This window comes from Acinetobacter sp. TTH0-4, from assembly GCF_015602665.1.
In the GTDB taxonomy this organism is placed as follows: domain Bacteria; phylum Pseudomonadota; class Gammaproteobacteria; order Pseudomonadales; family Moraxellaceae; genus Acinetobacter; species Acinetobacter albensis.
The window spans coordinates 1,534,148-1,558,131 of record NZ_CP059079.1; the positions used below are offsets into that span (position 1 = coordinate 1,534,148).

Annotated in this window: 21 protein-coding genes and 1 pseudogene; 7 read left to right on the top strand and 15 right to left on the bottom strand. The window is 36.5% G+C overall.

What is annotated here, in order from left to right; genetic code table 11:
• Nucleotides 1-311 precede the first annotated feature (311 nt).
• Nucleotides 312-755 (top strand): universal stress protein, encoded by a 444-nt coding sequence (locus H0S58_RS07100; RefSeq protein ID WP_053578046.1) that lies wholly within the window; start codon nucleotides 312-314, stop codon nucleotides 753-755.
• Nucleotides 756-879: 124 nt separating this feature from the next.
• Nucleotides 880-1,323 carry a universal stress protein gene (locus H0S58_RS07105; protein ID WP_195726133.1) on the top strand — a complete coding sequence of 148 codons (444 nt, stop codon included), beginning with the start codon at nucleotides 880-882 and terminating at the stop codon, nucleotides 1,321-1,323.
• Between the two features lie 160 nt (nucleotides 1,324-1,483).
• Here the strand turns inward: H0S58_RS07105 and H0S58_RS07110 are convergent, their stop codons facing one another.
• From H0S58_RS07110 to pepN, 3 genes are all read right to left on the bottom strand, one after another.
• The gene (locus H0S58_RS07110; RefSeq protein ID WP_195727576.1) at nucleotides 1,484-1,696 is read right to left on the bottom strand and encodes a hypothetical protein; all 213 of its coding nucleotides are present in this window, start codon (nucleotides 1,694-1,696) and stop codon (nucleotides 1,484-1,486) included.
• A 231-nt stretch (nucleotides 1,697-1,927) separates the two neighbouring features.
• On the bottom strand, nucleotides 1,928-2,614 hold the full coding sequence (locus tag H0S58_RS07115) for a dienelactone hydrolase family protein (protein ID WP_195726134.1): 687 nt from the start codon (nucleotides 2,612-2,614) through the stop codon (nucleotides 1,928-1,930).
• Between the two features lie 166 nt (nucleotides 2,615-2,780).
• Nucleotides 2,781-5,390 (bottom strand): aminopeptidase N, encoded by a 2,610-nt coding sequence (pepN, locus tag H0S58_RS07120; protein ID WP_195726135.1) that lies wholly within the window; start codon nucleotides 5,388-5,390, stop codon nucleotides 2,781-2,783.
• A 383-nt stretch (nucleotides 5,391-5,773) separates the two neighbouring features.
• Between pepN and H0S58_RS07125 the strand changes: the two genes are divergently transcribed.
• On the top strand, nucleotides 5,774-6,031 hold the full coding sequence (locus H0S58_RS07125; RefSeq protein ID WP_053578051.1) for a hypothetical protein: 258 nt from the start codon (nucleotides 5,774-5,776) through the stop codon (nucleotides 6,029-6,031).
• A 242-nt stretch (nucleotides 6,032-6,273) separates the two neighbouring features.
• Here H0S58_RS07125 and H0S58_RS07130 read toward each other — a convergent pair whose 3' ends face one another.
• Nucleotides 6,274-6,723, bottom strand: coding sequence for a DUF2147 domain-containing protein (locus H0S58_RS07130; RefSeq protein ID WP_406741591.1), 450 nt, complete (start codon nucleotides 6,721-6,723; stop codon nucleotides 6,274-6,276).
• 257 nt (nucleotides 6,724-6,980) lie between these two features.
• Between H0S58_RS07130 and H0S58_RS07135 the strand changes: the two genes are divergently transcribed.
• On the top strand, nucleotides 6,981-8,144 hold the full coding sequence (locus H0S58_RS07135) for a hypothetical protein (protein ID WP_193890357.1): 1,164 nt from the start codon (nucleotides 6,981-6,983) through the stop codon (nucleotides 8,142-8,144).
• A 57-nt stretch (nucleotides 8,145-8,201) separates the two neighbouring features.
• Complete coding sequence (gene thiM / locus H0S58_RS07140; protein WP_195726136.1) at nucleotides 8,202-9,023, top strand: hydroxyethylthiazole kinase; 822 nt, start codon at nucleotides 8,202-8,204, stop codon at nucleotides 9,021-9,023.
• Between the two features lie 201 nt (nucleotides 9,024-9,224).
• On the opposite strand, the gene H0S58_RS07145 is transcribed toward thiM, so the two are convergent.
• Nucleotides 9,225-10,751 carry a TerC family protein gene (locus H0S58_RS07145; RefSeq protein WP_195726137.1) on the bottom strand — a complete coding sequence of 509 codons (1,527 nt, stop codon included), beginning with the start codon at nucleotides 10,749-10,751 and terminating at the stop codon, nucleotides 9,225-9,227.
• Nucleotides 10,752-11,332: 581 nt separating this feature from the next.
• On the opposite strand from H0S58_RS07145, the gene H0S58_RS07150 reads away from it, so the two are divergent.
• The gene (locus H0S58_RS07150; protein WP_092718972.1) at nucleotides 11,333-11,797 is read left to right on the top strand and encodes a MarR family winged helix-turn-helix transcriptional regulator; all 465 of its coding nucleotides are present in this window, start codon (nucleotides 11,333-11,335) and stop codon (nucleotides 11,795-11,797) included.
• Between the two features lie 9 nt (nucleotides 11,798-11,806).
• Here the strand turns inward: H0S58_RS07150 and H0S58_RS07155 are convergent.
• The 4 genes and pseudogenes from H0S58_RS07155 to zapE all read right to left on the bottom strand — a co-directional run bounded on the left by H0S58_RS07155 (nucleotide 11,807) and on the right by zapE (nucleotide 17,835).
• A pseudogene (locus H0S58_RS07155) lies at nucleotides 11,807-12,469 on the bottom strand (SOS response-associated peptidase).
• Between the two features lie 89 nt (nucleotides 12,470-12,558).
• The gene (locus H0S58_RS07160; protein ID WP_195726138.1) at nucleotides 12,559-14,010 is read right to left on the bottom strand and encodes an aldehyde dehydrogenase family protein; all 1,452 of its coding nucleotides are present in this window, start codon (nucleotides 14,008-14,010) and stop codon (nucleotides 12,559-12,561) included.
• Nucleotides 14,011-14,142: 132 nt separating this feature from the next.
• On the bottom strand, nucleotides 14,143-16,305 hold the full coding sequence (locus H0S58_RS07165) for a malate synthase G (protein WP_195726139.1): 2,163 nt from the start codon (nucleotides 16,303-16,305) through the stop codon (nucleotides 14,143-14,145).
• A 381-nt stretch (nucleotides 16,306-16,686) separates the two neighbouring features.
• Nucleotides 16,687-17,835 carry a cell division protein ZapE gene (zapE, locus tag H0S58_RS07170; protein ID WP_193891503.1) on the bottom strand — a complete coding sequence of 383 codons (1,149 nt, stop codon included), beginning with the start codon at nucleotides 17,833-17,835 and terminating at the stop codon, nucleotides 16,687-16,689.
• Nucleotides 17,836-18,344: 509 nt separating this feature from the next.
• Between zapE and H0S58_RS07175 the strand changes: the two genes are divergently transcribed.
• The gene (locus H0S58_RS07175) at nucleotides 18,345-19,253 is read left to right on the top strand and encodes a lysine exporter LysO family protein (RefSeq protein ID WP_195726140.1); all 909 of its coding nucleotides are present in this window, start codon (nucleotides 18,345-18,347) and stop codon (nucleotides 19,251-19,253) included.
• 80 nt (nucleotides 19,254-19,333) lie between these two features.
• Here H0S58_RS07175 and pyrF read toward each other — a convergent pair whose 3' ends face one another.
• The 6 genes from pyrF to H0S58_RS07205 form a co-directional block, all read right to left on the bottom strand.
• Nucleotides 19,334-20,014 carry an orotidine-5'-phosphate decarboxylase gene (gene pyrF, locus H0S58_RS07180; RefSeq protein ID WP_053578061.1) on the bottom strand — a complete coding sequence of 227 codons (681 nt, stop codon included), beginning with the start codon at nucleotides 20,012-20,014 and terminating at the stop codon, nucleotides 19,334-19,336.
• A 184-nt stretch (nucleotides 20,015-20,198) separates the two neighbouring features.
• Nucleotides 20,199-20,564: a lipopolysaccharide assembly protein LapA domain-containing protein gene (locus H0S58_RS07185; RefSeq protein WP_053578062.1), complete on the bottom strand. Its 366-nt coding sequence runs from the start codon at nucleotides 20,562-20,564 to the stop codon at nucleotides 20,199-20,201.
• 24 nt (nucleotides 20,565-20,588) lie between these two features.
• Complete coding sequence (locus tag H0S58_RS07190) at nucleotides 20,589-20,894, bottom strand: integration host factor subunit beta (protein WP_053578063.1); 306 nt, start codon at nucleotides 20,892-20,894, stop codon at nucleotides 20,589-20,591.
• 160 nt (nucleotides 20,895-21,054) lie between these two features.
• The gene (gene rpsA / locus H0S58_RS07195; RefSeq protein WP_053578064.1) at nucleotides 21,055-22,731 is read right to left on the bottom strand and encodes a 30S ribosomal protein S1; all 1,677 of its coding nucleotides are present in this window, start codon (nucleotides 22,729-22,731) and stop codon (nucleotides 21,055-21,057) included.
• Between the two features lie 106 nt (nucleotides 22,732-22,837).
• Nucleotides 22,838-23,521 carry a (d)CMP kinase gene (gene cmk / locus H0S58_RS07200; protein WP_195726141.1) on the bottom strand — a complete coding sequence of 228 codons (684 nt, stop codon included), beginning with the start codon at nucleotides 23,519-23,521 and terminating at the stop codon, nucleotides 22,838-22,840.
• Between the two features lie 17 nt (nucleotides 23,522-23,538).
• A complete protein-coding gene (locus H0S58_RS07205) occupies nucleotides 23,539-23,970 on the bottom strand; it encodes an SRPBCC family protein (protein WP_053578066.1) in 432 nt (143 codons plus the stop codon).
• Between the last annotated feature and the right edge of the window lie 14 nt (nucleotides 23,971-23,984).

Consider the following 23,984-nt stretch of genomic DNA (forward strand, 5'->3'; position numbering starts at 1 on the left):
TTCAAAAATCGATACCATAAGAGTCTATCGTATCGATTTTATTCGGCTATGTATTCTATATTTTTATAAAATTTAACATCCAATTAATAGACTCAAGCAAAGATATTTTTAATCTCACTTCATTACGACATACAAGCTCTTATGCTTATTTACACTTTTAAATTAATCATTATAAAACAATCTAATCATTTTGATTATCACTATTAATTTTATGAATTTTAAAACAATTTTTCAGATACTAAATTGAACATTTATACACAATGTGCTATGAATAAATAATAGCTATACAATAAACCAAAGGAAGAATTCTTATGTCTTATCAAAATATTTTAGTCCCTGTGGACGGTTCAGAAATTTCATTATCTGCTGTTAAAAAAGCCGCACAGTTGGCTCAAGCATTTAATAGTCAATTAACACTGATTAGTCTTGTCAGTGAAGACCCATTTGTAAATGCAGACTTTTACTATCCGTCTCCAATCATGAAAGAATATTTCGTGCAAGCCTATGCAAATGCCGAAAAATCGTTAAAAGAAGCGCAAATCATCGCCAGTGAAAATGGTGTGAATGCCAATATTGAAATTGTGAAAGGTGAAGTTTCTGAAAAAGGCATTATCGAAACTGCAGAAAAATTAAACACTGATTTGATTGTCATCGGCTCTCATGGTCGCAAAGGTTTCCAAAAGTTTTTATTGGGTAGTTTTGCGCAAGATGTTTTACAAGGAACTAAACTGCCTGTATTAATTGTTAAAGAATAAAGTATGTATATATCTATTTAATATAGAATTTTTCGATTGTGTGCATAAATTTCAATTAAATTGGCTCTTCATGATTTAAATGATTTTAGATATTTAACTCAACACTCCACATAAGGATAACATCATGACTTATAGACACATATTAGTTCCAGTAGATGAATCTCCAATTTCTTATGCAGCTGTTGAACAAGCATTAATTTTAGCAAAAACCTTAAATTGTCAGGTCACCATCACGAGTGTGATTGCTGTAGACCCATTTGTTGGGGTCGATTTTTATAAAGTTGCCCCAGCCATCACAGATTATTTTATGCAGGCTGAACAAAATGCACAATTACGTTTAGCTGACACCAAACAATCTTTTATTCGTGATGGTATAGATGTTGATACTAAAGTGATTCGTGGTATATCACCTGCTGAAGGTATTATTCATGTTGCAGATGAAGTGGGAGCAGACCTAATTATTATGGGTTCACACGGACGTACAGGGTTTAAAAAGCTCATTTTAGGCAGTGTAGCGCAAGCGGTACTGACCCAATCACCTATCCCCGTACTGATTATTAAAGTTTAACTCATTTAAAAGTCCCTAGATTTAGGGACTTTTAAATACTTAGGTCAAGCAGTTTAAAAGTCTTTATTTAAATCAAATGGTATAAATTTTTTATTCATGACCATGTTCACAACAACATTTCATTAAACAAATACAGACAGATTCTCGTTTAATTTCACATTTATTTTGAAATTTGCTGATGTAAATTTTGTAAATAAATTTCTGCTTCAATTTTGTTTGCAAAAGTTTTTTGATATATACCCAGCGCTTGAGTATTGTGAGGTGTATATTCAACACCAACTATAAAACATCCTTCAGTGATATTTTTAGAAATACGAACTGCAATAATATGCTGTGAATTTAAATAAAAACCATCTTCAATTTTAACCAACATCATCCACCTCCACACTTAAACTCAGTTAACAGATTGGCTATTTAGATCTGTTAAATAAAAAAGCCCATTCTTAATGAGCTTTTTGTTGAGTACCTTAACGCAAGAATGTGACGAATTGAATATTTTATGTGAATTATCAATTAAAATATAAACTATCTAGTAATTTATCTAAATACCGTTTTAACCAGGACAGCGTAAATTTTATTTTCTAAATCTTTTTAAGGCTGCGCTTTAATCCATATTTTGCTTTAATTCACGATCAAAAAAATCTACTGTACGTTGCCACACTAATTTTGCTCCCGCTAAACTTCGACTAGTACTACGGAAGCCATGTGGCATGTTATAAGTGTACGCCTCTACTCGATCACCGAGCTTATGAATCAGTTTATTACGCTTTCTTGCTGGACAAAATGGATCGAATGAAGACCAATGTCCTTGAAGAATTCGAATCTCATCTAAATGATCTTGCTCTGGCACACCTGCGCCTTCAATACCCAAAGAATGATGATATAAAACTGGCGCAAGCATATCTTCACGTTTCGCCATTTGAATCACATATCCACCCGTCAAACACTGCCCTAACATTCCCAAACGACCATTTGATCTTGGATCAACTTTTAGTGCATCTAAAAGAGCGTGAATTTCCTGATTTCCTTCATTGTCCGCTGCATTGGTTCGCCCCGCTTTAGACACCATGGCACGAATGCAGTATTTAACAGCGCCACCATTAAATAAATTTGGGACATATACTAAATAACCTTGATCTGCCAAATCTTGGGCATCTTCACGATAGATATCAAGCAAGCCCATTAATTCGTGCAGCAATAAAATTGCAGGCGCTTTTTCTGAAACAGATGTCGGAGTATAAACTTCTACTTCGATTTCACGGTTGGGTAAGGCAATTGTTTTTAATTCCATTTTTACTGTCTTATTTTATTTATCTGGATTATCTTATTAGTGACAATTAATATTGTCAAATAAAAAAAGGATGCCTTTAGACATCCTTTTTCATACTTGACCCTATTGATCGTTTTAAACTCGAAGCAGAGGCTATTTATAAATATCAATAGTGCCTATAAGGGTATTAAACGCTCAGCATACTATTTAAAGTTTCTACAACATTTTTAGATTTTACTTGAGATTTTAAAGCCTCAAGTGCTGTTTTCACCTGTGTACGTTGTGGCTCAGCCAAAGTGTACCAACGTGAAAGCACTTGCAATAAGCGAGATCCCACAATTGGATTTTTTTCATCTAAATATTTTGCCAAGTCAATAAAATGCTGTACACCAAAACTCCATGTATTGACAGGATGAGTATTTAAACCGCCACTGACTGCACGAATACGATTTGGTGTCGTCAAATCATAGTCAGGATGTGAAGTTAAATAATGAATACTTTCTACAGTGGCTTTAGGATGAGCGGCTTGTACCATAAACCACTGATCAAGTGACAATGCTTCATCTTTAAAGCGATTATAAAAATCAGCTAGCGCATCGCTGGCTTGTGGCGCATCATTCCACACCAACACTTTCAATGCACCCAAACGTTCGGACATATTGCCTGTATTTTTGTACTGTTCAAAAGCCAATTCAAATGCAGCGATATCGCCTTGACGCGCCATCATATTTAACATGATATTTTTTAAAGCACGTACCCCCATCGCTTGGGAAAATTCTTTCTGCAAATCTGGATCTAAACTTAAATAAGTCTCTTGACAGAAGGAGCCTAATGCACGTGCCAAAGTATAGATTAATGCATCACGCTGTTCCTGAATCACTATCGGTGAATAAACACTGTCAATTCGGCTGCCCAAGTAACCTTCTGTAGGAACATCAAATAAACGTGAAGCCAAGAGCGGATCTTTTTCCACCAAATCTGGCAAGGTGTTTTTAATGGCTTGCACATAAATATTGGCGTCATGACCCTGCAACAATATACGTTCAAGCAAAGTTTGAGTCGCTTGCCATTGATTAAAACCATTGGTTTCAAATTGAATTAAAAAGGCCAATTCGTCATCTGAATAATTAAAATCTAGATTTACAGGGGCAGAAAAGTTACGTAATAAAGACACCACAGGTTTTGCCGTAATACCGCTAAACTCGATAGTTGCTTCATTTTGATCAAATAAATACATGCCATCTTTAACTGTATTTTCGAATAATGCTTCAGACTGCAAAGTATATTGCTCACCTGTTTCGGCATTAAACAAGGCAAGCGCAATCGGAATCGGCACAGCTTTCAAATTTGGATATTTAGGATGGGCTTTTAAAGATTGTTTAAAGCTTAAACGATAAGTTTGTTTAGCAGCATCATATTCTCCATTTGCTTCAAGTTTTGGAGTACCCGGCTGGTTATACCAAATTAGAAATGCAGATAAATCGATACCTGAACCTGCTGTCAATGCAGACACCCAATCTTCAACCGTCACGGCTTGACCATCATGACGCTGGAAATATTCGTCAGTGCCTTTACGGAATTTTTCTTTGCCCAGTAAAGTTGCCATCATGCGGTTAATTTCCGCACCTTTTTCATATACGGTTGCCGTATAAAAGTTATTAATTTCAACAAAATGGTCTGGGCGTGGCGGATGTGAAAGTGGACCTGAATCTTCTGGAAACTGATGAGCTTTTAAAACTGCGACATCATCAATCCGCTGTACCGCAGCCGATTGTAAATCTTCCGAGAAAGATTGATCACGGAAAACGGTCAAGCCCTCTTTTAAACACAATTGGAACCAGTCACGGCAGGTAATCCGATTCCCTGTCCAGTTATGGAAATACTCATGTGCAATCACAGATTGAACACGCATGATTGCAGCATCAGTTGTGTATTCTTCGTCCGCAAGTACGCAAGAGGTATTAAAGATATTTAAACCTTTATTTTCCATGGCGCCCATATTGAATTGGCTGGTCGCAACAATCATATAATTGTCCAAGTCATAAGGACGACCATAATGCTCTTCGTCCCAACGCATGGAGTGTTTTAACGCTTCCATTGCAATATGACATTTTGGAATATCTTTTTCGACCGCATAAATTTCGAGTGCAACATTACGGCCTTCTGATGTCACGTATGAATCTTTCAGAACAGCTAAATCGCCAATGACACAAGCAAATAAATAACTTGGTTTATGAGTAGGATCTTCCCAAATCGTATAATGGCGGCCTTCACCGACCTCACCTGCTTCCATCAAGTTGCCATTGGCCAAAAGCACTGGAAATTTTTTGTCCGCTTCAACCCGCGTGGTAAATACAGACAGGACATCTGGACGGTCTGGATAAAAGGTAATTTTACGAAAACCTTCAGGTTCATTTTGAGTGACAAATAAATCACTGCCTGCTTGATACAAACCTTCAAGTTGCGTATTGCTCTCAGGATGAATAATAACTTTGGTTTCTAAAATGACATGATCTGGTGCATTGGAAATCACTAATTGTTCAGCATCGAGTGTATATTCACTTTCAGACAGAATTGTACCGTTTAATAGAATTGATTTTAATTCAAGATCACGGCCTAGCAGTACCAAATCCCCTGAAGTTTGGCGCTGCATGACCAATGTGGTGTTTACTTGGGTATAATCTGAATGAACTTGAATATCTAGATTAATTGAATCAACCAAAAAAGAAGGTTTTTCATAGTCTTTTAAATAAACAGTTTGATCTGCTTCAACCACTGGGTTCGCCGCGATATTCATATAATGTCCTAATCCTGTAATTATTAAGCCAGCACATTGGTCTGTGTAAGAGTTCGATCATACGATAACTTTCACACTCTGTCTGCGTTGCTACTTTATGTTATATATGGGCATCTGATGGAATATTTTCAATTAAATACCAAATCAATGGAACAATTATTATTCTAAATATTGAATGAAGTGTCTTTTATCAAAAATATCAATTTCTTAATCAAAATTTATCAGTAAAACTTGATGGATAAATGAATACACCGTGATTCAACTTATATGAAAGTTAACACTTATTTTCAAGATATGTACATTTTGTGCACGATTTTTGCTTGTAATCATCTGCGCAAAGCGCACTATAAAAGTCAGTCTTAAATAAAAATGAGGTAATTGCTATGTTTGTTAAAGACCATATTGTACGCGTAGAAAATATTAAATCCATACAAAAACTTGATGCGGCTGGGATTGATCATAAAGTGATTGCTCTATTTTTGAGTTGCGAAGGTATTGCAATACAACCTAATGAAATTGGCGCTATTTTAAATACTTATGATGTATTGGGTCACAAAAAAATCCCATCTAAAAAAGTTCAAGCTTTAATTGCGGCTAAAAAAATCGGGCAGGAAGACGAAAGTTTACCTTGCCCAGTTTAGAGATAAAAATTTTTGACAAAACAACCTTGATCCACGTGCGGATCAAGGTTGTTTTAAAGATGAAAAATTAAGATGTTACTTTATCTACTTGAATCTAAGCCACTCTTCGCCCCAAAGCCGTTATTCCCATGTAGCCATTGATATGAAAAATTTTGCCTTTTTTTGAGTGATAACCGTTTTATGTATCCAACCAAAGAAGCCCACAAGTTCCTAAAAATAGGAAAGCCTTATTATCAATGCTTTTAAGGGGTTGCACTATGAGTTCGAATCCAAACTTGAGAACGTCCAAGTAAAGATACGCCAATATAACCTCGCATACGCACGCGCTTTCCATTCGCTTCTAATGTTGCTTTACCTTTATAAATATTGCCCGTTTTAGGTTCCAAAATACGACCATCAATAAATTCGTTGGGTTTGTTTGGGTTTTCTTTGATATTCCAAGCAATTTCAAGACCTAAAATTGGCTTATTTTTAAAAGGCTCTGGACATTTCACACAGTTGGTCAGCACTTGTGTACTACCGAGTTGCGGATAACGATATACCACTTTTACACCATAAGTGTTATCTGCTTTCTTTTTAATTTCAACGATTGAAACCTGTTGTCCCGTTTTATCATCGATGGTTCTCCAAAAACCTTCGAGTGACGCTGCATAGCTCACAACACTGCTGAATCCGACGACCAACCCCAACATGCATTTTATTAACAATTTTTGTGTCATCACTAAAAATCCTTTTACATTTTTGAATAATTTACGTTGTTTTATAATTATGTATTCGAAGAATCTAACATATTGCAACAAATAAAAAAGTCTTACAGTTCACTTTTATCGGGTAATTTTAATATTTATTTCTCAATTTCAGCATAATTTTCATATTGGATAAATCTTTGCACTACTCCTGTATCTGGGAATGTATAATTTACATTTTTCACATCATGAGTTAGAGCTACATGCTTCTTCAAATTCTGCAAAAACAACTCGATGAAAGCACATCATGCCCTTTATGTCAGGCATCTATGTTCTGGATTGAGGCAGAGCAATACGAACAAGCAATTCATTTCCATGAATGTAGCCATTGTCAACATCGTGTATTTCAAGATGAACGTCATAATTGTCACTGTGATCGGTGTTTGGCAAATCGTAAAAGAATGCTGACCGAAACACGACTGCAAGAACAACGTAAAATTAAGTCCAAAGATAAAGAACAAATCGAATATCGACTTGATCAAATCAGTTTTATCAACAAACTATTCTTACTTAGTATTCTAGACAATCAAGTTCAAGAATATACAGTGCATCAGGAATATATTGATTGGGAAGCGATCAAATACCATTCCATTACCCCCAACTATTTGTTTCAAAGTTATTTGGTTAAACTATTAGTCAAAGAACAGATTTTAATTGCCAAGGATTTTGCTTCTGAAGCACATCATTATTATGTTAACGTTCGATTAGATGGTTACTCTGAACCGAGTTTATTCAGTGTAACGCTACAACTTCGAAATTGGTTTTACGAAAATTTAACCATGGGTGTGCCTTTTAAAAATGCAGACGAAGTTAAAAGTGCATTGTATTTGGTGCTTTATCAGGAAATTATACAGTTTGCTCAGTTTTATTGTCGGCTTTGGGGCGTACAGATTGCAGGAAATAATAGTCTCCAAACCTTCTGTTATCGCTTAATGGATGTACTTGCAGTAGGGCAAATTTATTATCTGGTACAAACTGCTTTGGAATATTTACATCAGCAAAAAGCACTTAAAGCCCGTAATGAAAACTTTATTAATACCAACTTATTAAAGAAAACCTTACAGAAATATCGTGAACGTGCCGTGACAGAAAAATGGGAAACCTCGATGTTGCCTCGTCCGCCCAATATTCCATTAAGCAAAATGAGTGACATTCTATTTTTTCGTTTTCTTGGCAGCGATGAAAATATTTTTTTCCAGCCAATTTGGCGTTTATGGAATAAAATGCAGCCACGTTTAAATTTTTATTCACAAAAACGCTGCATGTATTGCGGCTCGAATGAATTGACTGTGGATTATGATGCTGAAAGTTATGTGACTTTATTTTGTCGTACCTGTAAGCATCAAGATCATTATTTCACCCAATAAATTCAAAATGATGTATTCATTTGATTTAATTACAGCGATTATTTAAGGAGTTAGCTTATGCTTGAAAAATCAACATTGCTAGAGCAGGTTATTCAAGCATGGCAACAGCTTCAAGCTCAGCAGCCTTTGGTACAATGCATCACCAATAGTGTCGCAACCAATTATACCGCCAATATCTTACTTGCTGCAGGTGCTTCTCCTGCCATGATCGATAACCCGTACGAAGCTGAAAGTTTTACACATATAGCAGCGGCTTTAAGTATTAATCTGGGCACACCGACCAATGAGCAGATGCAGGCGATGCAGATTTCTGCAAAAACAGCTCAACTTACAGATACGCCTTGGGTACTTGATCCAGTAGGATACGGCACTATTCTAAAATGGCGTTCAAATATGGTAGATGATTTATTACAATATCATCCGACCATCATTCGAGGGAATGCTTCAGAAATTAGTACACTCGCTGGCCATCAAGCCAAATCTAAAGGTGTAGACAGTACTTTAAAAAGTGCAGATGTGTATCACCAAGCCAAAGTACTGTTAAAGCATGCAGACTGTATTGCCATTTCTGGTGAGTCAGATTACATCTTATCCCAACAATTTAATGCTGTTATTCAAATCAATGGTGGTTCTTACTTACAACCTAAAATTACTGCGACAGGTTGTGCCCTAGGTGCTCTAATTGCTGGCTATGCTGCTGTAGCTACACCTACGCTTGCGGCTATAGCAGCACATTTACATTTTGCAATTGCTGGAAAATTGGCCTTTGAAAAAACACAAAAATTAGGCGAGTTTAATATTGCCTTTATAGATCATATCCATCAGCTTGATGAAAATTTAATTCAGCAATATGCAGACTTTGAAATCATCAAAATTTGAGCTTTTTTTTATTATTTACGTTATTTAAAAACTAATTTTTGGATGAATTGAGTTGTTTAGCATCAATCACAATCAAGTATAGACAAAATATCAGGACCTCAAGCTTAAAAAACCCAATAGGACTAGCCTATTGGGTTGATACAACAAATTAACGATTTAAGAATTAATCAATAAGCTGCATTATTCTGCACACTTAATATTTTAACGATGCATAATTAGAACAGATTTAATACGATTTCCGTCAAGTTCAGTGACCTCGAAATCAACCCCTTGATATTGCAATTGAGTTCCTAACTTCACTTCACCATTGGTTTTATCTAAAATTAAACCTGCAACACTGATATAACCTGCATCTTCTTCCACCAAATCCATCATGCCCAACTCTAATTCAAGCTGATATACATCCAACATGCCAGAAGCTTTCCATATGTGTTCATCAATCTTGACCAAATCGAGCTGTTCATCTGCATCTGGAAATTCACCAGCGATTGCTTCAAAAACATCGAGTGGAGAAATTAGACCTTGTACATTTCCAAATTCATCACTGACTAAAACCAATGAGCCTTTAGAAGTACGCAAAGTATTAATTGCCTCAATAACTTTCATTTTTTGAAAAATATAAATTGCACGATGGCGTTTGATTAAAGCTTTGAGTTCTTCATCATTATCTAGCACATCAAGAAGTTCTTTTGCACGTACCACACCCAAAACTTTATCTAAACTACCTCGGCAGACAGGAAATAAGCTGTGTGGTACAGACAAAACCTGTTCACGAATTTGCTCGGGTGTATCATTAATGTCTACCCAAGAAATTTGACTCCGAGGCGTCATAATGGACGCTACAGATCTTTCAGCCAGCGTTAACACTCCACCAATCATATAACGTTCTTCGTCGGCAAATGCTTCTTGCGCTTCAAAATGTTGACCACTATCGGTGACCGTTTCCATTTTACCGCCCATCAACTTTAAAATAGAATCGGCAGTACGATGACGCAGTGGAATTTTAGATTCATGTTTGGCAACATTTCGCTGACCAAATTGGTTAAATGCTTCAATCGCAATAGCAACACCAATACCCGAATAGATATAACCTTTCGGAATGTGGAAACCAAAACCTTCTGCGATTAAGCTAATCCCAATCAGTAATAAGAAGCTTAGACACAGAATTACCACCGTTGGATGACGGTTTACGAAAGCAGTGAGTGATTTAGAAGCCAGTAGCATGACAGCCATGGCAACAATCATTGCTACCATCATTACATAAATGTTGTCGACCATGCCAATAGCGGTGATAACCGAATCTAAAGAGAATACTGCATCTAATACAACAATCTGTGCAACGACTGCAGCAAAACTCGCATAAACAATATTGGTGCTTACTTTAACTTCAGGTTTACCCTCAATTTTTTCATGCAGCTCTGTGACGGCTTTATACACCAAGAACAGACCACCAAATAAAAGAATCAAGTCTCGACCCGAGAAGGTCCAATCAAAAAGAATAATTAGCGGTTTGGTCAAAGTGACTAACCAAGAAATGGCAAACAGCAATCCCAAACGCATAATTAAAGCGAGTGAAAGACCAATCACACGTGCTTTGTCACGTTGTTCGGGAGGAAGTTTTTCAGCTAAAATAGCAATAAAGACAAGGTTATCAATACCCAAAACAATTTCTAAAACAATCAGGGTAAGTAGTCCAACCCAAATTCCCGGATCTAATAAAAACTCCATTAGTTTATATCTCCGATGTTATACATTGGGTGAAAATAAAGCGTAGACCTGTACGGCGACGGATCCATATGAGTGACCTTTTCAACAATAGATAAATCAATTATGCACAATCTAGAAAATTTGTAATTATTTTTTTTATTTTTAATGGTTAAAACCCGATTTTTCTATTTTATTTGATCCCTTTTAATTTAAGTTATTTTATAATTCCTCATCATGAATTTAAATAAATTAATTTTATTTTTCAACAACTTAATAGTTAAAATTCAAATAGATTACAATTTACTTTCTTTAAATTATTATAAGTTTTAGCCCATCCTCATATTTTTTATAATTTGATTTGTTGAATCATCTAGATATTACTTCCGATTCACTTTAGTCAAACGCAACTATTGTATACAAAATAGCCAAATCTTATTTATAAGGAAAATTTATATATAATTTTTGCATTAATTTATAATCAACCATTATCGTTTATGAATTTTATCATTTAAGTTATATTAATCTTGATAAATGAGTGAATTTTCAAATAAGATATTCAAGATAACGGATTACAATTACAACAATTTGCTCGGGGAATTTTTATGACTAAGAAATACAGTAAGTTCTTGCCTACATCAGAAGATTTTAATCTAGAACATTTTCCCTATTATTGGGTTACCCAAGTCCATGCTCAATATGTCCAAAACGTAGATCATGTATTAAAAAAATATGGTTTGGATAATTCTCGTCGTCGCATTTTATTGGCATTAAAGTCTAAACCCAATGCAAGCGTTTCAGATTTGTCTGAAATGGTAGTCTCTAAAATGTCGACCACCACCAAAATTGTTTATCGCTTAAAAGATGAAAAGTTAGTCGACACCTATTCATGTGAAGATGATGCACGAATTACGCGTGTTATTTTGACTGAAGAAGGCGAAAAAATGTTCTATAAAATTAATGATCTAACCAATGTGGTACTCGAACAATCCTTTGAAGGCTTAACGCCTTTGCAAATTGAAAAAATGATGGAATGTCTCAAGCATATTTTTAAAAATTTAGCCCATTAAAACAATTTATCATTCATCAAAAAAATTCAACTGTGGACTGGTTTTCTTCACTTTTAATTTAGGCACATGTGAACATTCGAAATCTGCCACAGGAAAACCTTCGACAAATGACTGTATATCTGAAGAGTTCCAGCTTAACCATTCATTTAAACGCTCATGAGGAATAATCATCACTGAGCGTTTAATATTTCCTGGTTCATGGAATTCTTTCATCATAGGATGATCAATCGCATCGATGGTAATCATGCTGCAAGAACGAATCACTTGATCATTTATTTTGCTTATTTCATACAATGCAGCAATAAAAAATGCCTGACCATCTTTTCGTCTAACGCCCCATCTTTGTGGTTTTTGATCTATATATTTAGATTCATAAAACTCGGTGACAGGAATGACACCAAATTGGTATTTCAACAACGCTTCACTAAAGCTCGGTTTTTGTGACAAAGTTTGATTGCGTGCATTATAGGTCTTAGTTGCAATCATTGTATCTTTAGCCCATTTGGGTACCAAACCGAACATCACTTTACGCCACTCTCAACCCCGCGAAGATTGAAACAATAACGGTAACTCATAGCCTGGATAAACTTCTTCAGAATATTCAAACGGTATATTGAGAAAATTTAAACAACTCAATTGCTGAAGAGTAAGTGGTTTGAAATTTGCACACATAACAGTCATTTGACCATGTATCAATTCTATTCAATTATAACCATAAATGATATTTCAAACCACAAATCAAACCTTACTACGTATCTAGATTAGGACTTTATCTTTGGTCGCGTCACCCAATGGGTACGACTAAATTCCTCTAAAATCCATTGTCCATTAAAACGCCCCAAGCCTGAGTTTTTCTCTCCGCCAAAAGGTGCATTGGCTTGATCTGCTACGGTAATTGCATTGATGTGTGTCATTCCCGCTTCAATTTTTAAAGCAAATTGCACCCCACGTTCATTATCTTGAGTACACACCGCGCTTGATAGACCAAAACGCGTATCATTCGCAAGCTCTAGAGCATGGGCTTCATTTTGCGCCTTAATAACAGGTAAAATTGGCGCAAAACTTTCTTCTTGGGCCAAACTCGAACTTGGATCGACATCAATAAAAATATGCGGCGGTACTAAATTGCCTTTGATTTCCCCTTTAACGATTAGTTTTATACCCGCTTGCTCTGCAAGCTCGATGATTTTTTTAATTTTATCAACTTGGCTGCTATTAATAATCGGACCAATAAGGGTGGTTTCCTGTGCAGGGTCTCCAATTTCAATTAATCCAACACGCTGTACCAACTTTTCGACAAAACGATCATAAATAATCGCATCAACAATGACACGATTGGTACTCATACAAATTTGCCCCTGATGGAGAAAACGTCCCATTACAGTTAACTCTACAGCCAAATCTAGATCTGCATCATCTAAAACCACCAACGGTGCATTTCCACCGAGTTCTAAAGCAAGCCGTTTTAAATTATTACTGGCAATAGCCAGTTGCCCGACTCGTTTACCGACTTCTGTTGAACCAGTAAATGAAATAAGTTTAGGAACGTCGTGTTCGACAAAATAATCACCTATTTCACTGCCGACCCCTGCAACAACATTTAACACACCGGAGGGTAAGCCTGCCTCCTCAAAGATTTTTGCTAATAATAAACCTCCTGTTACAGGTGTATCACTTGCTGGTTTCAAAACCACTGTATTTCCAATTGCAATCGCGGTGATCACTGAACGCATACTTAAATGAAATGGAAAATTCCAAGGACTAATTACAGCAATCACACCTAAGGCTTTACGGTACACCCAGCTGCTTCTTTCTGGATCTAAGGATTTAAGCTTGCTATCCATCATACGCTGAGGAAAAGTTGCTGCCTCCTGAATGATACTTAAGGCTGCATCTACTTCAAGCGAAGCCTTTAATCGTGTACTTCCCGATTCTTGAATTAACCAGTCAATGATTTCCTCACGTCGTGTCTTCACCACTTCTGCCACATTTACAACCAGTTTTTTTCTGTGTTCTGCTGCTGTGCTTGACCATGACAAGAAACTTTTTTGTGCTGCTGCGTAAGCACTGTCTACATCAATGATACTGGCTGCATGAAGTTCTAAAATAATTTCTTGATTATAAGGATTGATATTTTCTATGACATGGTTTGATGTTCCTTTTAGCCATTGTCCCGCTATGTATTGTTCATCATTTATTTTATAAGCACTCATACTCAGACTCTTTTTTTTGACTTAAGAATGAATGTAGGAGGTATTGTCTAAAAGTGCCAGTATAAAATACTTTTAGTAACCTTAAGACAATAAAAAAACCTCCGAAGAGGTTTTTTTATTTACATGCGATGTTTAATCACCTGTATAACCTTTAAGTTTTAAACGTGCTGCATGCAATAAAGGCTCTGTATAACCCGATGGCTGTTCTCCACCTTTAAAGATCAAGTCAGATGCAGCTTGGAATGCGATACCATCAAAGTTTGGACCCATAGCTGTATATTCTGGATCATTTGCATTCTGCTCATCTACAATAGCAGCCATACGTTTCATGACTTCTTCAACTTGCGCGCGGGTTACAATACCGTGACGTAACCAGTTTGCTACATGTTGTGAAGAAATACGCAATGTTGCTCGATCTTCCATTAAACCCACATTGTTAATATCAAGAACTTTAGAACAACCTACGCCTAAATCAACCCAACGAACTACATAGCCCAAAATACCTTGACAGTTATTTTCAAGTTCTTTGGTTTTTTCGTCTTCAGACCAATTGGTGTCTTTTGCTAAAGGTGGCGTTAACAAATCATCTAATGGTAGTGCTTCAGTCGCCAATAATTCTTTTTGACGGCTTGCAACATTAATTTGATGATAATGAATCGCGTGAATGACCGCACCCGCTGGTGATGGAACCCATGCACAGCTTGCACCAGCATCTGGATGTTCCGTTTTAGTTTTATACATATCCAGCAACATATCTGGTTTAGGCCACATTCCTTTACCAATTTGTGCTTTACCACGTAAACCTGCTTTCAAGCCCACCATTACATTTCGGTTTTCATACGCTGGGAACCAGATTTGTCCTTTCACTTCGCCTTTACGTACGAATGGACCTGCTTCCATAAAGGTATGAATTTCATCACCCGTACGATCCATGAAGCCTGTATTGATGAAAATCGTACGGTCTTTCGCTTGTGCAATACAGTTTTTCAAGTTTACAGATGTACGACGCTCTTCATCCATAATCCCGATTTTTAAAGTTTTTGCAGGTAAACCTAATGCTTGCTCAGAGCGTTCAAACAATTCAACAGCAAATGCAACTTCTTCTGGACCATGCATTTTTGGCTTAACGATATACATAGAACCTTTGCGAGAGTTCTTAATTTCGTTTTGCCCTTTAATGTCAGCAAAAGAAAGTAATGGTGTAACCAATGCATCCATAATGCCTTCATAAATTTCCGCACCATCGACAAGGATGGCAGGATTAGTCATCAAGTGACCCACATTACGAAGAAGCATTAATGAACGACCATGAATAATCGTTTCACCACCAATCAAGTTCTTATGCGTACGGTCTTTATTTAAACTACGAGTAACAGTTTTACCGTTTTTCTCGATTGATTCTTCTAAAGTACCTTTCATTAGGCCTAACCAGTTACGGTAGCCTTCAACTTTTTCTTCAGCATCAACAGCTGCAATTGAATCTTCTAAATCTTGAATAGTCGTTACAGCAGCTTCAAGTACTAAATCTTTAACACCTGCCGCATCTGTTTGACCAATTGGGCTGGTGGCATCAATTTCAATAATGACATGTAAGCCATTATTTTTGAATACTATTTCAGTCGGTTCAGCAGCTTCACCGTTATAACCTACAAATTGAGCTTCGTGAGCTAAAGTAGTTTGAGTCGCATCTTTTAAAGTCACGACAAGCTTGTTGTGATCTACCGTATATTCGGTTGCATCTGCATGTGAACCTTGCGCCAATGGAAAGTTTTCATTTAGGAAGTTTTTCGCAAAGGCAATGACTTTATCACCACGAACTGCATTATAACCCTTACCTTTTTCAGCACCATCTTCTTCAGAGATGACATCAAAACCGTAAAGTGCATCGTACAAAGAACCCCAACGCGCATTAGCGGCATTTAAGCAATAACGTGCATTACGTACAGGTACGACAAGTTGTGGACCAGCCAATAATGCAATTTCTTCGTCTACATTTTCTGTGCTGATTTGAAAATCTTCTACTTCAGGTAATAAGTAGCCAATTTCTTTAAGAAAAGCTTTATAAGCTTCTAATTCAAATTTATTATTACGATGCCATTCATCAATTTTAGCCTGAAGATCATCACGCTTAGCTAAAAGCGCCTTATTCTTAGGACTAAGATCAACAACCACTTGCTCGAAGTTTTTCCAGTATGTTTCGCTGTCTATACCAGAACCTGGTAATGCTTCATTTTCGATAAAATCGTAAAGTTCTTTAGCAATCGCTAACTTGCCTTTTTGAATACGTGCAGTCATTGTCTATCCTGATATTGCTACTTTTTATAACAAGAGATTCTAGTATACCGATTTAAATCTAACTGAATAGTACTATCACAATGCTAAATAATGATCATTTTTTATAAAACAATATACTCATTATTGAATAAAAATATACTTTATTTATATACTGTTATTATTCACCTAGAGATTTAATTTATAGTGTATGAAATTTTAAGCATACAAAAATTAGACCTAAGTACCAGCTTCTACCTTTAAATCAGTCTCAAAGCATATTTTTTCAGAATGAAATATTAAATATTGCACTCAAAATTGATATGAATATTGAGAACATAAATTTTAGAGTTAAAAAAAAGCGCCAAATAATGGCGCTTAATCTTTATTTCATCGTCTGTATTTTTAATTTACTTCAGATTCAATTTTCTGAATTTGCTTATGTGCTGCATTTAAGTATTCATCAGATTGCATTTCAAGTAAACGTGAACGGGTGCGTTCAATTTCAAAGGCCATTTTTTCACCTTGATAAATCTCAATAATGGAGTCTTCAGAGGTTAATAATAACTTTACACCACGATCATAAAACTCATCAACCAAATAAATAAAACGACGTGCGCCTTCAGACAAGTAATCGGTCAAATGTGGAACATTACTAACCAATACGGTGTTGTAAATATTGGCGATCTCAATAAAGTCTGCGGGACTACGAGGCTTTAAACACAATTCTGAAAATTCACACCATAAAACATCTTCTGTATGCCCTATGGTTTCGACAAGACGATTATTAATAATAATGGGCTCTTGTGAAATCGTTTGTGTTCGTGTGAGCGCACTAAAACGTTGTGCAATCCAATTTTTATGATCGTGGGTCAATGGCGTCTTAAATAATTGTGCCTGTTTTAGAACTCGTAACCGATAATCTACGCCAGCATCCACATTTAAAACGACACAATTTTTCTTCACCATTTCAATGGTGGGAATAAAGCGGTCACGATGAATACCGTTTTTATAAAGACCATCTGGTGCAATATTTGAAGTAGCAATCAACGTCACACCACGCTGAAAGAGTTTTTGGAATAACTCGCTTAAAATCATCGCATCTGTAACGTTTGAAACAAAAAATTCATCAAAACAGATAATGACAGCTTGTTGATAAATTTGATCCGCAACCAAATCAAGTGGATTACGCTGACCAGATAATTTATTTAATTCACGATGCACATGTTGCATAAAATGATGAAAATGCATCCGCATTTTACGTCGAAAAGGAATAGATTCAAAAAATTGATCCATTAACCATGTTTTACCACGCCCTACTCCACCCCACATATACACACCCTTAGGCGAGGTTTGGCGACGGAAACGACGGAATGTTTTTTTCGATGCTTTAAAACGTTGTACCAATTCCTGCCAAACCCGATCTAATTCATGAACAGCTTGCGCCTGCGCATCATCCGGCATGAATTGACCAGAAGAGATCGCTTGAGCATAACGTTCTGCTGGTGACAAAGGAGTAAAGGCGGTGCTGTGTTTAGAATTTAAATCAGACATATCATTGAATACTATTTTAGGCTATTTAAATTATAGCGAAGATTAAGATGAAATATATAACACTTTGGCATTAAAAAACTTAGGCTATTTAAGTGCGGGCTTAGACCATATTCGTGGCTTTTTTTACAAACACACTTCATGACAAAATCTAATGAAAATAACATTTCAATTTTTACTATAAATTTGGTTGTTTGCACATTGCGGAAACTATCAATATTTCTTTTAGCCCATTCTGTTGAATTTTGGCTTACTTACTCAAATTTTTTAAGTATCCTGATAAAAATAGGACCAAAGAGTTCAATTAGAATCTATTCATATCACTAAAAAACCAAGACTAAACCTTAAATTATTAAAGAAGAATGAGCATAGAATTTTTCTCATAACAAGTTATATTGAAATGCAATTACGGGCTAAAAATTATAGATTGAACAAAATCTTGATAAGTTCTATACAGTTTAAAAGTTAATTTGTCATAATAAACCAGTATTTTCTACTCTTGTCTGTTCTTTATGTCATCATTTTGGCTGATTACCCAACTCTTGCTTTGTTTATTTATTGGTTTTATTTTTGCACATAAAATCCCAAAAAAATTAGTTCGTTTTGCATTTCAAGTTTTACCTTATTTTACTTATATTTTGCTCATTGCCATTGCATTTGAGTTTTCAGACATTTTACATCAGATCGAAAGACCCATTCAGATTTTATCAACCTCATTCATACTCTCCCTCGTCACATCAGTCGGTGCTTTTTTGTGTTGCTACATTCTATTTAAAAGTATTGGCCATCAACCTGCGCATGGGAAAGTTTCGACTGCTTTGTTACTTAAATCGCTATTAAATATTAGTTACGCCTTTATTGCATTAGTTTTAGGCTACGGTCTGGCTGAATTAGTGCATTATTTCAATTTAAATCTCTCAATCAGTACTTGGAATTTATTGCTCATTTTCATGCTTTTTATTGGCTTAGATTTAGCGTATTCCCCACTTGATCGTTCATGGCTCAATTGGAAAATTATGCTTGTTCCCTTGGGGTGTATTATTGGATCATTAGCAGGTGCACTTTTAAGTTCATTCATTATTAAAGATGTAAATTTAAAAGACTTAATTATGTTGTCACAAGGTTATGGCTTTTATTCTATGAGTGGCATTGTAGTTACGGAGTTGAAAAATGCGGAGTTGGGCAGTATTGCGCTAATGAATGACTTATTTCGAGAAATTATTGCGATTCTCTTAATGTATAGTATCGGTTGGCGTTATCCACGTTCTGCTATTTCTGCCGCCGCCGCAACGGCAATGGATGTTACTTTACCCATGGTCAAACAAGCTTGCGGTAATAACTTTATTCCTCATGCCATGGTGAGTGGTTTTATATTGTCTATACTTGCACCAATTGCAATCAGTATTTTGGCTGCATTTTAATATGTTTAGCATCCAAGTTAATGGCTTTGAAAGCTTATATATAAAAAGCTGACCTAAGTCAGCTTTTTGATAACCAAAAATTAAAGACTTGCCAAAATATCACGTAAAGTTTGATTTGGATTTTTTGATTGTGTAATAGGACGACCGATCACTAAATGTGTAGCACCATCTTGCATAGCTTGTTGCGGCGTAACAATTCGTTTTTGATCATCAGCATTTGAGCCCACTGGGCGAATGCCCGGTGTAACTAAAGAAAATTCAGGCGATAGCACTTCACGCAACATTTTTGCTTCTTGTGCAGAACACACTATTCCGTCTAGCCCACTTTGTTCAGTCAACTGAGCAAGACGTCTAACCTGCTCGAAAGGTTCAATATCTAAACCAATATCTTTTAAATCTTCACGACCCATTGAAGTCAACACAGTAACCGCAATCAATTGAGTTGGGTAATTACCTGCCTTTAATCTCTCTACACAGGTTTCCATCATTTTCCGCCCTCCCGATGCATGCACATTCACCATCCACACACCTAAGTCTGCCGCAGCACAAACCGCCTGTGCAGTGGTGTTGGGAATATCATGAAATTTAAGATCTAGAAAAACTTCAAAGCCTTTATCCTGCAATACTTTTACAACGGAAGGCCCTGCATGAGTAAAAAGCTCTTTACCTACTTTTACACGACAGAGTGATGGATCAAGTTGATCTGTAATTGTTAAGGCGTCATATTGGCTTTTAGCATCTAAGGCAACAATGATACTCAAGAGTCTACTTCCATCACTTAAAAAGAAGTTAGATTATAAAGTGGTTTATTGAAAACTGTAACTTTATTCAAGTTTTAAAAATTTAATTTTAATTATTCAATGTCTCAGTACCTTTCAAAGATTTTTATCATAAAAAAAGCCTGCTATCAACAAATTGAATAGCAGGCTTGACTCATTCAAATGCTTATAAAGGAAAAGAACCCTTATCTTCAGGATGAATATCTAAAACCGTTTTTTCATGACGATTATGCGCAGCGGCTTCTGTCGCAGCCAATTGAGCAGATTGAATCTGTTCTTTACGGAGGTATTCAATGTCTTTACGTAATCGTTTAATTTCCCAGTTCTTTTGAAAGACTCGAAAAATTTGTACACCTAACAATAAGCCCAATACCAGCCCTAAAGCTAATGTTAATAACAGCAACAAACCTAAGCGCATTGCAGGAACTTGGGTGAATAACATATCTACAGTAACTTCAGTTCCATTTTGTAGAACCAAAGCCAACGAATAGCCAAACAGTACAATTAATAAAGCGACCAATACATAACGCATAGAACACCCCTATTTAGAATTTTTTTATTCACCAGCAGAATCATTTACTGCATCACGCAATGCTTTACCTGGCTTAAAATGTGGTACTGCTTTTGCTGCGACCTCAACAGATTTACCTGTTTTCGGGTTACGACCCACTCGTGGATCACGATGATGTAAAGCAAAACTACCAAAACCACGAATCTCTATACGATTATCAGACGACAATGCAGCTATCATTTGATCAATCATAATTTTAACCGCTTCCTCAACTAAAGGTTCTGCCAAGTGCGGGTTTTTAAGAGAAATTCGCTCTATTAAGTCAGACTTATTCAGTGCTTCCGTAGTCATCTGAGACCTCTTTAATTATCAAGCTATTATATACATGATCCGATAATAACCTGTTTAAATACAAAACGGTAGCGTAATAAGTTAATACTACGCTACCGTTTACAGTATTTGTGTAAAAAGTATCAGTTAATTTACATTAACAATACTTTTAAACGCCTACTTAGTGGTTCATTTGAGCTTTGATCAAATCACCAATGGTTTTAGGACCATTTTCTGTAGAAGTAGTTGCTGTTTTTAAGTTAGCAACTGCTTCTTTTTCTTCAGCTTCGTCTTTCGCTTTGATAGACAAGTTGATAGAACGAGATTTACGATCTACGTTGATGATTTTAGCTTCAACTTCTTGACCAACTTCAAGGAACTTAGTTGCATCTTCAACACGATCGCGATTGATTTCAGATGCTTTAAGTGTCGCTTCAACTTCGTCAGCTAACTTAATTGTTGCGCCTTTAGCATCAACTGCAGTTACAGTACCTTTAACAAGCGCACCGCGTTCGTTCGTTGCCAAGAAATCATTGAACGGGTCATTGTTCATTTGTTTGATACCAAGGCTAATACGATTGCCTTCAGCATCTACAGACAAGATAACCGCTTCAACAGTGTCACCCTTCTTGTAACGACGAATAGCTTCTTCGCCTTGTTCATTCCAAGAAATATCAGACAGGTGAACTAAACCATCAATGCCGCCCGGTAAACCAATGAAGATACCAAAGTCAGTGATAGATTTGATCGTACCAGAAACTTTTTCGCCTTTGTCATGGTCTTTAGCAAACTCTTCCCATGGATTAGCACGAGTTTGTTTGATACCCAAAGAAATACGACGACGTTCTTCATCAACTTCAAGAACCATAACATCAACTTCATCACCAATCTGAACAACTTTAGATGGGTGGATGTTTTTGTTTGTGTGATCCATTTCTGAAACGTGTACTAAACCTTCAACGCCTTCAGCGATTTCAGCGAAACAACCGTAGTCAGTCAGGTTAGTTACGCGCGCTTTAACGATTGAACCTTTAGGGTAACGGTTCATGATCGCTAACCATGGATCTTCGCCAAGTTGTTTAAGACCTAGAGAAACACGGTTACGTTCGCGGTCGAATTTAAGTACTTTAACAGTAACTTCTTGACCCACTTCAACAACTTCTGAAGGGTGCTTGATGCGTTTCCAAGCCATGTCAGTGATGTGAAGAAGACCATCAATACCGCCAAGATCAACGAATGCGCCATAATCAGTAAGGTTCTTAATCGTACCTGTAACTGTTTGACCTTCTTCAAGCTGAGCAAGTAGTGCTTCACGGTCAGCTGAAGATTCAGCTTCCATAACAGCACGACGAGATACAACAACGTTATTACGTTTAGCATCAAGTTTGATTACTTTAAACTCTAACTCTTTACCTTCAAGGTGAGTTGTATCACGGATAGGACGAGTGTCTACCAAAGAACCTGGTAAGAACGCACGTACTGGACCGATGTCTACAGTGAAACCGCCTTTAACTTTACCAGAAATAACGCCAGTAACGATTTCGCCATCTTCAAAGATTTTTTCAAGCTTAGTCCAAGTTTCAGCACGTTTCGCTTTTTCACGTGATAAAACTGTTTGACCCATACCGTTGTCAAGTGCTTCAACAACAACATCAACAGTATCGCCAATTTGAACTTCAAGTTCACGTTGGTCGTTTAAGAATTCAGCGCGGTCAACAATACCTTCTGATTTAAGGCCAGTGTCAACTGTTACCCAGTCAGAATCGATGTTTACAACAACGCCTTGGATGACAGCACCCTTTTCAACGTTGAAATTTAATTCGCTTTCTTCAAAGAGGGCTGCAAAAGATTCGGTCATGATATACCTGATATGTCAGCGGTCTTGGATCAGACAAGGCCGGTTTAATTAAGCTTCCACATAGTCCGTAATAAACTGATCTAGCTATGCTTTAGCTGAAAATTCTTTAATTCACTAATTGCTGGTCAACAAATCTAGTCATTAACTTAAACACTTGATTGATGTTCAATTCTGAACTATCAATGATGTAAGCATCAGTTGCTGGCTTGAGTGGCGCGACTGCTCGCTCCATATCTCGTTTGTCTCTAGCTTGTATATTAGCTAAAATATCCTTTATTTTAACATCTAGCCCCATACCCTGCAACTGCTTTAAACGTCGCTCGGCTCGAGACTCAGCAGATGCAGTTAAGTAAATTTTGGCTTGCGCTTCTGGAAAAATAGTAGTTGCCATATCTCGTCCATCTGCTACCAATCCAGGTGCTTGTACAAATGCACGTTGTCGATCAAAAAGTGCCTGCCTAAGCTCTGGAATGATGGCAACTTTTGAAGCAAACTCTCCAACACGCTCTGTGCGAATAGTTTGAGTAACATCTTGCTTATCAAGCCAAACCTCAGTTCCAACATCACTTGTAACAAATTTTATATCTAATTTTTTTGCAATTTCAGTACATAAGTCAATTTTTGAATCCAAACAATCCAATAAATTCTGTTGATGTAATGACAAGCCTAAAAGACGATATAGCGCGCCAGAATCTAATAAATGAAACTGATAATATGCTGCCAATTTAGCCGCAAGCGTACCCTTTCCTGAACCACTTGGGCCATCAATTGTAATAATATTTACTGTCATTGCTGTTCCGCCATTACTTATACAGTCTTTGCGAGTTTTGAAAAGCCAAGTTTAATCGCAGATTTTAGCTGTGCAAGGATTATTTGACTCACAAAAGGTGCACGTGCTTGTAATTCAATTGTATAAGTGACTAAAGTTTTATTCTCATTTATTGCATCAAACTCAATAATCCCCAAATGATGTTTGATTAGAGGATTTTTAATAATCTGATATTCAATTCTTTGATTAACGTCCATACGTGTAATTTGTTCTTGCAAAGGTTTAACAGGGCCAAACCCCATGCGACGAACTGACCCCACACCATCAGGACGTTCAGGATCTGTAGAGTCTTTAACTCTTTCAACCTGAATCGGTGCAAAGGCAATATTATAAGTGGCATGTTTAGATAACAAATTAAATATTTGCTCAATCGGTGCATTAAATTCTTTTTTAACCTGAATAGACTTCATGGTTTAATCCAACT

Excerpts from the sequence above, each read along its gene's own strand:
- H0S58_RS07100 (WP_053578046.1), top strand. The coding sequence starts at position 312 with ATGTCTTATCAAAATATTTTAGTCCCTGTGGACGGTTCAGAAATTTCA.
- H0S58_RS07105 (WP_195726133.1), top strand. The coding sequence starts at position 880 with ATGACTTATAGACACATATTAGTTCCAGTAGATGAATCTCCAATTTCT.
- H0S58_RS07110 (WP_195727576.1), bottom strand. The coding sequence starts at position 1,696 with ATGTTGGTTAAAATTGAAGATGGTTTTTATTTAAATTCACAGCATATT.
- H0S58_RS07115 (WP_195726134.1), bottom strand. The coding sequence starts at position 2,614 with ATGGAATTAAAAACAATTGCCTTACCCAACCGTGAAATCGAAGTAGAA.
- pepN (WP_195726135.1), bottom strand. The coding sequence starts at position 5,390 with ATGAATATCGCGGCGAACCCAGTGGTTGAAGCAGATCAAACTGTTTAT.
- H0S58_RS07125 (WP_053578051.1), top strand. The coding sequence starts at position 5,774 with ATGTTTGTTAAAGACCATATTGTACGCGTAGAAAATATTAAATCCATA.
- H0S58_RS07130 (WP_406741591.1), bottom strand. The coding sequence starts at position 6,723 with ATGTTGGGGTTGGTCGTCGGATTCAGCAGTGTTGTGAGCTATGCAGCG.
- H0S58_RS07135 (WP_193890357.1), top strand. The coding sequence starts at position 6,981 with ATGCTTCTTCAAATTCTGCAAAAACAACTCGATGAAAGCACATCATGC.
- thiM (WP_195726136.1), top strand. The coding sequence starts at position 8,202 with ATGCTTGAAAAATCAACATTGCTAGAGCAGGTTATTCAAGCATGGCAA.
- H0S58_RS07145 (WP_195726137.1), bottom strand. The coding sequence starts at position 10,751 with ATGGAGTTTTTATTAGATCCGGGAATTTGGGTTGGACTACTTACCCTG.
- H0S58_RS07150 (WP_092718972.1), top strand. The coding sequence starts at position 11,333 with ATGACTAAGAAATACAGTAAGTTCTTGCCTACATCAGAAGATTTTAAT.
- H0S58_RS07160 (WP_195726138.1), bottom strand. The coding sequence starts at position 14,010 with ATGAGTGCTTATAAAATAAATGATGAACAATACATAGCGGGACAATGG.
- H0S58_RS07165 (WP_195726139.1), bottom strand. The coding sequence starts at position 16,305 with ATGACTGCACGTATTCAAAAAGGCAAGTTAGCGATTGCTAAAGAACTT.
- zapE (WP_193891503.1), bottom strand. The coding sequence starts at position 17,835 with ATGTCTGATTTAAATTCTAAACACAGCACCGCCTTTACTCCTTTGTCA.
- H0S58_RS07175 (WP_195726140.1), top strand. The coding sequence starts at position 18,345 with ATGTCATCATTTTGGCTGATTACCCAACTCTTGCTTTGTTTATTTATT.
- H0S58_RS07185 (WP_053578062.1), bottom strand. The coding sequence starts at position 20,564 with ATGCGTTATGTATTGGTCGCTTTATTAATTGTACTGTTTGGCTATTCG.
- H0S58_RS07190 (WP_053578063.1), bottom strand. The coding sequence starts at position 20,894 with ATGACTACGGAAGCACTGAATAAGTCTGACTTAATAGAGCGAATTTCT.
- rpsA (WP_053578064.1), bottom strand. The coding sequence starts at position 22,731 with ATGACCGAATCTTTTGCAGCCCTCTTTGAAGAAAGCGAATTAAATTTC.
- cmk (WP_195726141.1), bottom strand. The coding sequence starts at position 23,521 with ATGACAGTAAATATTATTACAATTGATGGCCCAAGTGGTTCAGGAAAG.
- H0S58_RS07205 (WP_053578066.1), bottom strand. The coding sequence starts at position 23,970 with ATGAAGTCTATTCAGGTTAAAAAAGAATTTAATGCACCGATTGAGCAA.